This is a genomic window from Corynebacterium fournieri (genome assembly GCF_030408775.1).
Lineage (GTDB): Bacteria > Actinomycetota > Actinomycetes > Mycobacteriales > Mycobacteriaceae > Corynebacterium > Corynebacterium fournieri.
The window spans coordinates 2,288,654-2,300,758 of sequence record NZ_CP047210.1 but is presented as its reverse complement, the minus strand read 5'-3'; the positions used below and the strand labels follow the sequence as shown (position 1 = coordinate 2,300,758).

The following is a 12,105-nucleotide window of genomic DNA, read 5'->3' as shown; positions in this document are numbered from 1 at the left end:
GGGAGGCCCGTGGAGGGTCGTCGAGAAGCAATGGCCCTTAACTACACTGTCTAACCATGACTGAGGCGACCCCGCACCGCTATACGGCCGAGCTGGCCAACACCATCGAGCAGAAGTGGCAAGCGCACTGGCGCGAGCACGGAACGTTCAACGCACCCAACCCGGTTGGCCCGCTGGCGCCCGAGGGCCAGGCCGAGCTGCCGGAGGACAAGCTCAACGTCCAGGACATGTTCCCGTACCCGTCGGGCGCTGGCCTGCACGTGGGGCACCCGCTTGGCTACATCGCCACGGACGTCTACGCCCGCTACAACCGCATGCTGGGCAAGAACGTGCTGCACACCCTCGGCTACGACGCGTTCGGTCTGCCGGCGGAGCAGTACGCGATTCAGACGGGTACGCACCCGCGCACGACTACTGAGGCGAACATCGCAAACATGACCCGCCAGCTCGACCAGCTGGGTCTGGGGCATGACCGCCGCCGTTCCGTCGCCACGACGGATCCGGAGTTTTACAAGTGGACGCAGTGGATCTTCCTGCAGATCTACAACGCGTGGTTCGACGAGGACCTGCAGAAGGCCCGCCCGATCGAGGACCTGGTCAAAGACCTCCTGTCCGGTAAGCGCCAGACCAAGGACGGCCGCAACTTCCGCGACCTGACCACCGAGGAGAAGCACAAAGCTATCGACGAGTTCCGCCTCGTCTACCTCTCCGACTCCATGGTCAACTGGTGCCCGGGGCTCGGCACCGTGCTGGCCAACGAGGAGGTCACCGCGGAAGGCCGCTCCGAGCGCGGCAACTACCCGGTGTTCCGCAAGCGTCTGCGTCAGTGGATGATGCGCATCACCGACTACTCGGACCGTCTGCTCGACGACCTTGACCTGCTGGATTGGCCGGAAAAGGTCAAGAGCATGCAGCGCAACTGGATCGGTCGCTCCCGCGGTGCGGACGTCGTCTTCGACTCCCCCGCCGGCGATATCACCGTCTTCACCACCCGCCCGGACACCCTGTTCGGCGCGTCTTATGTGGTGCTTGCGCCAGAGCATGAGCTTGTCGACGACCTCGTGACCGATGCCTACCCCACCGATGTGGACACGCGCTGGACCAACGGCGAATCCACCCCGCGCGAAGCGGTGGATGCCTACCTGCGCGCAATCGCTGCGAAGTCCGACGTGGAGCGCCAGGAGAACAAGGAAAAGACCGGCGTGTTCCTCGGCTCCTACGCCGTGAACCCGGTCAACGGCAAGCAGGTCCCGATCTTCATCGCTGACTACGTGCTCACCGGTTACGGCACCGGCGCGATTATGGCGGTGCCGGCCCACGACGAGCGCGACTACGAATTCGCAGGAGTCTTCGGCCTGCCGATCACCCCGGTGCTCGACGGCGATGTCTCCGAAGAGGCGTTCACCGGCGATGCCACCCACATCAACTCTGCCAACGACGACGGCCTGGACCTCAACGGCATGGGCAAGGGCGAGGCGATCGATTCGGCAATCGCGTGGCTCCGCGACGCAGGAGCGGGCCACGAGAAGATCCAGTACAAGCTGCGCGACTGGCTGTTCGCCCGCCAGCGCTACTGGGGCGAGCCGTTCCCGATTGTCTACGACGAGAACGGCCAGGCGCACGGCCTGCCGGAGGACATGCTGCCGGTGGAGCTGCCGCAGGTGGAGGACTACAACCCGGTCGCCTTCGACCCGGACGACGCGGACTCCGAGCCGTCCCCGCCGCTGGCCAAGGCCACGGACTGGGTCGAGGTGGAGCTGGACCTGGGCCACGGCACCCAGAAGTACTGGCGCGACACCAACGTGATGCCCCAGTGGGCGGGTTCTTCCTGGTACCAGCTGCGCTACATCGACCCGACGAATGCGGAGGCGTTCGTGGACATGGAAAACGAGCGCTACTGGACCGGCCCGCGCGGCGAGAACGACCCGGGCGGCGTGGACCTCTACGTCGGCGGCGTCGAGCACGCGGTGCTGCACCTGCTCTACGCCCGTTTCTGGCACAAGGTGCTCTACGACCTCGGCTTTGTCACCTCCAAGGAGCCGTACCGCCGCCTGTTCAACCAGGGCTACATCCAGGCCTACGCCTACACCGACGCCCGCGGCGTGTACGTCCCGGCTGCTGAAGTGGAGGAAAAGGACGGCCGGTTCTTCTTCGACGGAGTCGAGGTCAACCGCGAGTACGGCAAGATGGGCAAGTCCCTGAAAAACGCCGTCGCCCCGGACGACGTTGTGGAGCAGTACGGCGCCGACACCCTGCGCGTTTACGAAATGTCCATGGGCCCGCTGGACACCTCTCGCCCGTGGGCGACCAAGGATGTCGTCGGCGCGCACCGCTTCCTGCAGCGCCTGTGGCGTCTGGCTGTCGACGAAACCTCCGGCACCCCCGCCGTCACCGACGCAGAACTCACCGACGAGGACCGCAAGGCACTCAACCGTACCGTCGCCGGCGTGCGCGACGACTACGCCCACCTGCGCGACAACACCGTGGCCGCCAAGCTCATCGAGTACGTCAACTACCTGACCAAGGCCTACCCCAACGGTGCCCCGCGCGCCGCCGTGGAACCGCTGGTGCAGATGGTTTCCCCGCTGGCGCCGCACATCGCGGAGGAGCTGTGGTCGGTGCTGGGCCACTCCGAGACGATCACCTTTGAGTCCTTCCCGGAGTTCGACGAGAAGTGGCTTGTCGACGACACCGTTGAGGTCCCCGTCCAGATCAACGGCAAGGTCAAGGCGCGCATCGACGTCGCCACCGACGCCTCCAAGGACGACCTCGAAGCTGCTGCGCTTGCCGACGAGCGCGTCGCTGGCCTGATCGACGGCAAGAACGTGGTCAAGGTCATCGCCATCCCGGGTCGCATGGTCAACCTGGTGGTGAAGTAGGGGGTTGGGGCCGGGGTTCCGGAGCGCGCGGCGTGCCGGTGCCCTGCTCTGCCCGTCCCCGCCCCGCCTGGCCCCGCCCTCCTGCGGAATAGTTCACTCGCCCGAGTCTTCCCAGTGAATTAGTCCACCTTGGACGGTTGGATAATTCACTTTCCCCAGGTCGCAAAAGTCCCCATGCGGAGTTGTTCACTCGGCGGGTCTGCGGACTTCCTGTGAACCACACTGGTGGCCGTTGTGTTGTTGGCTAGGTGGTTTTGGCTATGTTTCGTTGTTTAGCCAGGGTTGTGTATTGCCCGTCTGGTCCGGTGGTGAGTCTGCCAAAGACGAACCAGTCCAGATAATCGTCAAGATACTTCATAAACTCCTCGGTTGTGTGCTTTTCGGGGCGAATTCCACTGGCGTGAAGTTCGCGCTTGATGGTGCCGAAGAACCCTTCTACTCGGGCGTTGTCGCCGCTGTTGCCGAGCCGGGATAGGGACGGCACCATCAACCAGGCGTTATCGCACGGGTTCTCCTCTGTGCAATGTGTGCATTGTTGCCTGTCGTGACTGATATCAGTCAGTCGGTCAACCCAATCGATGTGGCGGTAGTGCCAGCCACGGTCGGTGTGCAGTTCGGGGCGTTGTCCTGGTTGTATTTGCTCGAGCCCAGCTTCAAGCATCGTGTTGGTCAGCAACGCCGCTGGTCGCGTTGCGCAGGTGTACGCGATGGGCATGTTGTCGTGGAAGTCGATCAGCGGGCTAAAAAAGACTTTGCCGTCAGCGCATTGAAACGCGGTGATGTCGGTGCCGAGTCTTTGATTTGGCGCATCGGCATAGAAATCGTGTACCAGATCCTTCCTGCCCGCCTGCCTGCGACGATGCGCCTGCGAACGATATCTTTGCGAGACGTGGGTGCCATTTTTGGTGACAGTGTCGATGTCTCCAACCAGACATCGATTTGCTGGGCGATGCGCAGTTTCGCCCTTGTACGAGCTGTAGCGCTTCGTGCGTTTCATCTTCGGCTGCAGGTGTTCTTCGCGCATGATCGTGCGAATCGATTTTTCCCCCAGCGACAGACCGTTCGCTTTGCACACTTCACTCACGCGGCGGTAGCCGTAGACCATGCGGTTGCCCTCACAGGCGGCGGTAACCATTGCCTTGGCCTGGCCTTTTCGGTCGACTAGAGGGTGTTTTAACCGCTTGCATGCCGACTTGTAGGTGTTGTACTTCAATCCGTAGTAGGCGCAGCAACGCGTTACTTGGTATCCGACGTCCCGGAGTCGTCTGACAGCCGTAGCGACGACCACGCTGTCGAGCGTCTCCGGGTTTGCGCTTTTCCCTCAGATTCCATCACCGCCTCAAACAGCGCTTTATCCGCCAGACGCATAAACCGCTCTTGACGCAACAGGTCTTTGAGGGTCTCAACGTCATCCGGCAACGCTGCCTCATCAAACGGAGCTGTTGGCTGCTCATGGTTGCGTGAATATGCACTCTCATCGCGCGGGGCGCGTTGTGATTGACGTTGTGTTTCGGCCTTCTTGCGCTTGCGTTTTTGGGCTTCGTGGTGTTCTTTCACACGCGCCAGTGTCGCCTGTTCTATCTCCTGCGGTGTCATCCCACGCCGCGAACCCGCATCCGGAGCGAACTTGTGCGTCCACGCCGCCACGGAACTCGCAGCGACCCGAAAACGCCATCCAATCTCGCGGGTGGATGCCGACGTTGTCACATTCGCCCGAACGACCTCAGCAATCAACTCGGCAGAACGCCAACCTTTATCGACCCCGCTGCCATGACGGGCGTTGCGTGCCCATCCCGAAATTGAAGCGGTAGAAGGAACAGACCTACATTCCTCCCGAATCAACTGCGCACGAACCTGCGAAGCAGCAAGCCCCTGCCCCGAAAGCTCAACGGCACGCTGCCGTACCTCCGGCGGATAACTCATCCTCGAACTCCGATCCCGACGACCGATGGTTCACAGGAAGTCCGCAGACCCACCACTTGACACAAAACGGATCTATCAGGACGCCACCCGCGCAGACCCCAAACCGCCCCCGGGTCTGTGGCTGGAGTGACTGTTACCATCTCGAGTGAAAGCGAACGACAACCTCGAAGGATGGGTACATGTCCACTCCCTACAACGGCGGCGGCTTCGAGCCGTATCCGGAGCATCCGGAAGGCAGCCACCCGGAAAACGGCTCCGGGAGCTACCACCCAGGTACAAACCCAGGCAACTACCCAGGCACCAACCCCGACAACCCCACCAACTACGGCGCTCAGCACCAGCCTGACCAGGGCTACGCCGCTTTTGAGGTGAATTCGGCGGGGTGGATGGCTGGTTCCTCAGCGCTGCGCTTCCACGGCCAGCAGCTCACGGACAACCAGCCGGGCGACGGTTTCTCCCCGCACCCGATCAACGACCCGGCTTCCAACGGCTGGTACCACGTGAAGGGCACCGGCAAGCTCCAGGTGATGGAGGCGCTGAGCTGGGCCGTGAAGGCGATGATGGCGAACGCGAAGTTCTGGATCCCGGTCGGCATCGCCTTCACGGTGCTGATCGTGCTGACGCAGTTCTTCCCGGGGCCGGTGTCGCTGATGACCACGATTGCGGTGTTCCTGCTCGTGCCGTGGCTGCTCGGTGTTGCGCTGCAGCAGACCTTGGTCAAGCACGTGACGTATAGCGACGCGAAGGCGCCGGCGTACGGCAAGACGATCGGCATGACTGCGCTGCTCGGGTTTGTCGGCGGCGTGGCGATGTTCATCTTGATGATGGTGTTGGCGGTCGGCGCGCTTTCCACGCTGGATCCGAGCACTGTGCCTGACCCGAACGCCCCGGACGCCGATCTTGCGGAGATGTGGGAGTTCATCCGCCCGATTTTGGGTGCGTTGACCGTCTCGTTTGTGGTGGCTGTGCTGGTCGGGCCGTTCTTCTTGTTCCAGTCCTGGTACGCGGCGGACAACAATGGTTCGTTCGGCGATGCGTTTAGTGCGGGTCTGAAGGCAGGCGCGTCGAACTACTTGCCCATTCTGGGCCTCGGTGCGCTGCTTGTGCTGCTCAACATCGTCGGCGGGATTTTGTTCTTCCTCGGCTTCATTGTTTCCCTGCCCGTGACGTTTTTGGCGGTGGCGCACGCCTACCGCCAGGTCTCCTGCGGCCCGGTGCCGAAGGAAGCTGTGGCTACAGCTTAACCACGGCGCGTCCGCTGCCCCGCCCCTCCAGCAGCCGACGCCCAACCTCGACCACGCCATCCAAACCGACTTCCTCGGTGCGGATGGCGTTGGTGTCTACAGACTCGTCGAGTAGTGCCCACGCCTCGTCGCGGATGTGGTTCGGCGCATCCACGGAGTTGATGCCCACCAGCTGCACCCCGCGCAGGATGAACGGCAGGACGCTAGCGGGCAGGTCGTTGCCGGCGGCCATTCCGCAGGCGGTGGCCACCCCGCCCCACTTGAGCTGGGTCAGCGCGTTGGCCAGCACGGTCGAGCCGACGGTGTCCACCACACCCGCCAGCCGCGCCTTTTGCAGGGGTTTGCCGGGCTCGGAGAATTCGGCGCGGTCGAGCACCTCGGCGGCGCCGAGTTCGCGCAGCCAGGCGCTGTGTTCGTCCACGCGCCCGGTCAGCGCCCACACTTCGTAGCCGCGGGCGGCGAGCAGCTGCACTGCGATGGAGCCGACTCCGCCGGTGGCGCCGGTGACCAGCACGGGGCCGTCGATAGGCAGCTGCGAGGCGAGTTCGAGGCCCGCTACCGAGAGCGCGGCGGTGTAGCCGGCGGTGCCGATCGCGGCGGCCTCGAAGGCGGTGAAGCGGGAGGGGACGTGGGTGATGTCTTTAGCGTCGATACGCATGTGCGAGGTGTAGCCGCCGTGCCGGCGTTCGCCGATGCCGCGGCCGTTGACGGTGACGAGCGTGCCGTCTTCCAGCGTGCCCACGGCATCGATGCCCGGCACCATCGGCAGCTCGCGCAGGATGCCGCGGTTGCCCGTCAGCGCCATGGCGTCTTTGTAGTTGACCGACGAGTGGCTCAGGGTGATCAGCGTGTCGCCCTGGCCGGTGTGCGCCTCCTGCTTCTCGACGACCTCCGGTCCGTTCTCAGTAACAATCAAGCTGCGGTTCATGGTGGCCAGCATAGGCGCACACTACGGTGGGCCGGGTGAATTCAGCGAGCAAGACGAATCGGATGATCGCAACGGTCGCCGCGGCGATGGTGACCTTGCTTGTCGTGCTCGCGTTTACGGTGGGCAAGGCGTTTGTTTCCATTCCGGGGCTGTGGGAAGCGAAGGCGCACCAGCTCAGCCAGATCCGCCTCAACCCGCTGCAGACCTTCGAGTACGCGCGCGTGTGGTGGGGCCCGTGGCTGAACCTGTTCGGCAACATTGCGCTGTTCGCCCCGGTGGGGTTTGTCGCCTACCGGAGGTCGGTGCTGCGCGCGACGCTGGTCGGCGTGGTGTGCAGTCTGGGCATCGAGGCGGCGCAGTACGTGTTTTCCTGGGGCTACAGTGATACCGACGACGTGCTGTGCAACACGGCCGGTGCGTTGTTGGGGGCGGTGGTGGCCGCAAGCACGCGGCCAAGCAATCGCACCACTGTGCTGTGGTCGATCGTGGCGGCGGGCACGGTCATCCTCACCGTGTGGGCGGCGCTAGGGTTGGGTGCATGAGCGAGCGCGGATGGTTTACCAGGCGGGTCTTTCCCACCGGCGGTGAGCCCGATCCGCGCTTCACCCTCGCCAACGAGCGCACCTTTTTGGCCTGGACTCGCACTGCGCTGGCGTTCTTGGCGGGCGGGATCGCGCTCGAGGCGTTTGAGCTGCCTGGCATCGAACCGGGTGTACGCAAGGTCGCGGCGGCGGCGATCATCGTCATCGCCATGGCGATTTCCGGCGGCGCGGCGGTGCGGTGGGTGCGCATCGAGCGGGCGCTGCGTCACGACGAGCCGATACCGGCCCCTGCCATCATTCCCGTGCTGTGCGCCGCGGTGTTCGTCGCCGCGCTGGTGGTTGGGGTGAGCCTGCTGCGATGATCACGGTTGCAGATCCCGGCCTGCAGGCGGAGCGCACCGCCATGAGCTGGACGCGAACCGCACTGGCGCTGCTGGTGTGCGCGGCGACGCTGCTGCGCTGGGCGGGTGCCTACCCGGCGCTGATAGTGGCCGCGTCGGTGGCGCTGGCCGTATCCGGGTTGGTCATCGTGGGGTTGAACCGGCGGGCGTACCGGTTCCAGGCCGCCGCGCTGGCCGCCGAGCGCAGCGCCCCCAACGCGGCGGCGGTGTTTTTGCTGACGGCGATGATGCTGGGCACCGGCGCGTTGGCGCTGTACCTGGTGGTTCAGGCGTAGTGGGCGTGGTGCAGCTCGAGCAGCTGGGTGCCCTCCGCGGTGCAGACGACTTGGCCGGCGCCTGACGCGCGCAGGATGCCGAACGCCTCGAGCCAGGCGGTCCAGTGCTCAATCTCGGGGTCGGCGGGCTGGCCGCCGACGAAAAAGCCCACAATGGCGCGCCACACCTTCTCCCCTGTCAGGGCCTCGAAGCCGCAGCGGAGGTTGTCCGCCACCTTCGGAATGGGGTTGTCGCTGGTCAGAAAGGTCTGCCCCGCCTTGGTGGGGGTGAGCACGCCGTCGCGCTTCTTCAGCAGGCGGGCATCTAGAAGCAGCTCGGCCACGGTGTCGGCAAAGGGCAGCGCCACCACCTCGCGGACCTCCTTGGCGGTGCCGGCGGGCAACTCGGCGCGGGCGAAGGGGACACCGGGGGTGAAAATGCGCATCAGCTCGGCGAAGATGTCGCTCGGCCCGGGGGCCATCTCCCCCAGCAGGTCCAGCTCCGCGCCGTCGCCAAGCACCTCGCCGAAGAACCCGCCGAAGAACTCGGTCACGGCGTTGATCATGGCCGGGTTGCGCTCCGGGTGGGGGTCCATGTCGATGATCTGGAGCAGGTCGGGGCGCGACTGCAAAAAGTCGTCGAAGTGCTGGGCCAGGCCGGGCCCGTCGGCCTGCTCGTCGGCTGCGGCGACCTCGTCGAAGAACATCTCCTCGGCCACGTTGCCGATGCGGGTGGACACGGAGACCGGATCCGCCTGCGTCATCCGGTCCAGCATCCGCTCCGGCGGCATGACCGGCAGGTAGCTAAACATCAAGGTGATGGTCTCCAGGTCCGGCTCGATGCCGGCGGCGAGCAGGCGGGCTTGGTCGCGGAAGGTGGTCATCAGCGCCGGGCCGGAGCAGGCTTCAACGACGTCGGGGCCGGAGGCGTCGACAAGCATGGGCGTGGGGCCCTCGATGTTGGACGGGCCGAGCACCTCGACGTGGATGTTCCAATTGGCCGCCGGGTCGTAGACGTAGGTCATCGGCCGCATCTCGGCGACGGTGAGTTCGTCTTCCAGCTGCTCGCCCGCGCCGGGAACCTCGGCGTAGACGCTGCGCTGCGTGCCCTCCTGCCCCACGTAGAGGTGGGTGGCCGCCCCGGTGAACCCCAAGGCGGCGTCGATGATCTGGGACAGCTCGCCCAGCGTCATGGTCTCCTCGACGTTGACGCACCGGGAAATTTCGGGCGAGGTGCCCTCCACGATCATGAGCACTGAGACGGTCATAGCGGCAACCTTACGGGCTAAACCACAAACAGGAAGGCGCACACCACCGCGGTGACCATGCCGGCCGCCAGTGGCACCGCGGTGCGGCGGACCACGTCAATCGGGTTGACCTGCAGGGCGCCGGCGACGATGAGCACGGCGGCGTTGACCGGGGAAGCCTGGCGCATGGTGTTGGAGGCGGACCAGATGGAGGTGAGCATCTGCGGGGCGGACACGGCAGAATCCGCGGCGATGCCCGGCACCATCTCGGAGAACGCGAAGTAGGGCGCCACGCCGGAGCCGGTGAGCAGCGCCATGGCCGCGGTGGCCAGCACGAAGACCAGGACCATCAGCACGGCGGCGCCGGAGGACGCCTGCGCCAGGCTGGTCAGGCCCTCGATCACGCCCATCTGGGTGATGCCCTCCACCAGGATGGCGGCGGCGACGATGAGGGAGACCACGCCGGCCGCGCCCTCGCCGAGGCCCTTGAAAAACTCCTGCAGCGAGTCGGCGGCGTAGTTGATGTCGCGCAGGCGGATGGCCTCGATGATCATGGTCACCATCAACGACACCACGGTCACCGGCAGGATGCCGGCCTCGAAGGACACCACGCCGAGCCGGTTCAGCGCGGCGGAGACGATGATCAGCAGCAGCGGCAAAAGCGGCAAGATGGCGTAGAAGCCGGGCAGGCCCTCGGCGCGCTCCACGGCTTCGCGGATGCGGCGCTGGGATTCGTCGTCCTTGGCCGCCTCCAGCTCCGCGTCGGACGCGCCGGCGCCGGCCTTGGCCAGGTCTTTCTTGTCGCAGCGGCGCTGCCACCACATGTGCACGAACGCCACCACCACCAGCGCAGGAATGGTTGCCTTCGCCACGTTGCCGAGGGTGAACTCGGTTACCGACATGCCGGTCAGGTCCGCGCCCTGGATCAGGCCGGCCTCCAGCGGCGAGGGGGCGATGGTGGAGGCGGTGGCCACGATCGCGCCGACGGTCAGCGGCGTGAGCCCGGCGGCGATGAGCGCGGGCATGAGCGTTGCGACGAGCAACAGCGACAACGCACTGGCGGAAGGCACCACGAAGGACAGCAGCGTGGCCACCAAGAAGCCGATGGGCACGAGCCAGTAGGAGCCGTGGAAGCGGCGCAGCGGGTTGGACAGCGCCACCACCGTCTTCGCGTCTGCGCCGATGTGGCGCATGTATCCGACGAAGCCGAACAGCACCATGATGGCCATGCCGGTGCCGGCGAAGCGGGACTTGAACAGGGACTCGATGATCAGCAGCTCGTCGTAGAACGCGTTGCCGGAAGACTCGATGTCGGCGGTGGAGTGGTCGATGCGCCCGGTGGCTGCGGCGAGCATGAGCAGCAGGACACCGACGGCGAAGATGGAGGAGGCGGCGTGGACCTTCTTAGCAATGAAATAGCCCACGGCCGCGATGGCGAGCAGAGCGAAGAATATGTAAAGCACGCTGCGATTATGCAGCGTGCAAACAGGTTCCGCTGGGTAAATGCCCAGTGTGTGGCAAATCTCTCCTAGGCCGGCTTGCCTCCGAGCACGAGCACGTGCGCGATGCTGTCGGCGCGGTTTTTCAGCCCCAGCGTGCGGTGCCCGGCATCCAACAGGCCTGCAGAGCTGGCCGGCACCGCGGTGTTGTTCACGGCTACGTCCCCGTCGGCGGCGAGGACGGCGTACTCGAATTCCTCTTCAACCATGATGGCCAGCTCGGTTTCGGGGGCGAGGGTGAGCTGGGCGGCCATGCAGGCCCGCTTCGTTTCCACCGCGCCGGTGCGGTTGAACATGTGGCCGATGAAGACGAAGGCTTCGCCTGCCGGCTGGGTGGTTACGCTGCGCAGCTCGAAGGCGTCGGGCTGGGCGCGTTGGACCTTGTCGGGCACGGCTTCAGCGTCGATAAGCACCTGCGCATGCGCGCGCTCGAGCACGCCGCCGAGGCGGGCGGTGCCGTCGTGGCGCCACGCGAGTGATTTGCAACCGACGGGAGTATCTTCCGGGCCCGCGAGCCCCCTGAGGAATGCGACCCCGCGCCACGGGCCAGCGTTCAGCTCGATAAATGACATGGCGCTCAGCTTAGATGATCCGGCGCTCCCGGGCCCTCTCAACGGCCGCCGTCCGGTTGTCCACCCCCAGCTTCGAATAGATGTGGATCAGGTGCGTTTTCACCGTCGCCTGGGAGATGAACAGCTGCTCGGCGATCTCCCTGTTGGACGCGCCCGTCTGCAGCGCGCGCAGCAGCTCAATCTCGCGCGCCGACAGCGTTTCCGACGGGTTGACCAGCCGGTCCGCCAACACGTTCGCGACCTGCGGCGAGAGCACTCGTTTGCTTTGCGACGCATCACGCACCGCCTCGTACAACTCCTCCTCCGGCGCGTCCTTGAGCAGGTATCCCATCGCACCCGCCTCCACCGCGGCCACCACGTCCGCCTGGGTGTCGTAGGTGGTCAAAATCAGCACTGGTGGCCCGCCCGCGGCCACCAGGCGGCGGGTGAGGTCAATGCCGGAGGCGCCGGGCATCTGGATGTCGGAGACCACCACGTCCACCCCTTCGGGCACCTCCGCGTTGCCGTCCGCGGCCTCGGCGACGACCTTCACGCCGTCGAAGGAATTGAGCACGGCGCGAAGGCCGGCGCGTACGACCGGATGGTCGTCGATAAGCATGACGTTGAGAGTCATCCG

12 protein-coding genes are annotated in these 12,105 nt (G+C 65.3%); 5 read left to right on the top strand and 7 right to left on the bottom strand.

Translation table 11 applies throughout. The features are described from left to right. The first annotated feature begins 56 nt into the window (after positions 1-56). Positions 57-2,879 carry a leucine--tRNA ligase gene (gene leuS / locus CFOUR_RS10970; RefSeq protein WP_085957121.1) on the top strand — a complete coding sequence of 941 codons (2,823 nt, stop codon included), beginning with the start codon at positions 57-59 and terminating at the stop codon, positions 2,877-2,879. 244 nt (positions 2,880-3,123) lie between these two features. On the opposite strand, the gene CFOUR_RS10965 is transcribed toward leuS, so the two are convergent. Both CFOUR_RS10965 and CFOUR_RS10960 read right to left on the bottom strand, forming a co-directional pair. Further along, entirely contained in the window at positions 3,124-4,167 is a 1,044-nt protein-coding gene (locus CFOUR_RS10965) for a DDE-type integrase/transposase/recombinase (RefSeq protein ID WP_290179092.1), read from the bottom strand. Then, positions 4,116-4,802, bottom strand: coding sequence for a hypothetical protein (locus CFOUR_RS10960; protein ID WP_143339056.1), 687 nt, complete (start codon positions 4,800-4,802; stop codon positions 4,116-4,118). The genes CFOUR_RS10965 and CFOUR_RS10960 overlap by 52 nt, the downstream gene beginning before the upstream one ends. Before the next feature lie 179 nt (positions 4,803-4,981). Here CFOUR_RS10960 and CFOUR_RS10955 point away from each other — a divergent pair, with 179 nt between their 5' ends. Further along, positions 4,982-6,046, top strand: a complete 1,065-nt coding sequence (locus tag CFOUR_RS10955; protein WP_085957123.1) for a hypothetical protein — start codon at positions 4,982-4,984, stop codon at positions 6,044-6,046. Here CFOUR_RS10955 and CFOUR_RS10950 read toward each other — a convergent pair. After that, positions 6,036-6,974: an acrylyl-CoA reductase family protein gene (locus tag CFOUR_RS10950; RefSeq protein ID WP_290179487.1), complete on the bottom strand. Its 939-nt coding sequence runs from the start codon at positions 6,972-6,974 to the stop codon at positions 6,036-6,038. The two genes, CFOUR_RS10955 and CFOUR_RS10950, sit on opposite strands and share 11 nt — an antisense overlap. A gap of 62 nt (positions 6,975-7,036) precedes the next feature. Here CFOUR_RS10950 and CFOUR_RS10945 point away from each other — a divergent pair, with 62 nt between their 5' ends. From CFOUR_RS10945 to CFOUR_RS10935, 3 genes are read left to right on the top strand one after another with little or no spacing between them, the layout of a single operon-like run. Further along, on the top strand, positions 7,037-7,516 hold the full coding sequence (locus CFOUR_RS10945; protein ID WP_085957125.1) for a VanZ family protein: 480 nt from the start codon (positions 7,037-7,039) through the stop codon (positions 7,514-7,516). Next, entirely contained in the window at positions 7,513-7,878 is a 366-nt protein-coding gene (locus tag CFOUR_RS10940) for a YidH family protein (protein WP_085957126.1), read from the top strand. The genes CFOUR_RS10945 and CFOUR_RS10940 overlap by 4 nt, the downstream gene beginning before the upstream one ends. Further along, positions 7,875-8,192 (top strand): DUF202 domain-containing protein, encoded by a 318-nt coding sequence (locus CFOUR_RS10935; RefSeq protein ID WP_290179483.1) that lies wholly within the window; start codon positions 7,875-7,877, stop codon positions 8,190-8,192. The genes CFOUR_RS10940 and CFOUR_RS10935 overlap by 4 nt, the downstream gene beginning before the upstream one ends. Here the strand turns inward: CFOUR_RS10935 and CFOUR_RS10930 are convergent. The 4 genes from CFOUR_RS10930 to CFOUR_RS10915 all read right to left on the bottom strand — a co-directional run bounded on the left by CFOUR_RS10930 (position 8,183) and on the right by CFOUR_RS10915 (position 12,102). After that, a complete protein-coding gene (locus CFOUR_RS10930) occupies positions 8,183-9,439 on the bottom strand; it encodes an IS1096 element passenger TnpR family protein (protein ID WP_290179481.1) in 1,257 nt (418 codons plus the stop codon). The two genes, CFOUR_RS10935 and CFOUR_RS10930, sit on opposite strands and share 10 nt — an antisense overlap. A gap of 17 nt (positions 9,440-9,456) precedes the next feature. Next, positions 9,457-10,881, bottom strand: a complete 1,425-nt coding sequence (gene dcuC, locus CFOUR_RS10925) for a C4-dicarboxylate transporter DcuC (protein WP_290179478.1) — start codon at positions 10,879-10,881, stop codon at positions 9,457-9,459. A gap of 65 nt (positions 10,882-10,946) precedes the next feature. Continuing rightward, on the bottom strand, positions 10,947-11,489 hold the full coding sequence (locus CFOUR_RS10920) for a pirin-like C-terminal cupin domain-containing protein (protein ID WP_290179476.1): 543 nt from the start codon (positions 11,487-11,489) through the stop codon (positions 10,947-10,949). Positions 11,490-11,499: 10 nt separating this feature from the next. Further along, entirely contained in the window at positions 11,500-12,102 is a 603-nt protein-coding gene (locus CFOUR_RS10915) for a response regulator (protein ID WP_085957128.1), read from the bottom strand. Positions 12,103-12,105 lie beyond the last annotated feature (3 nt).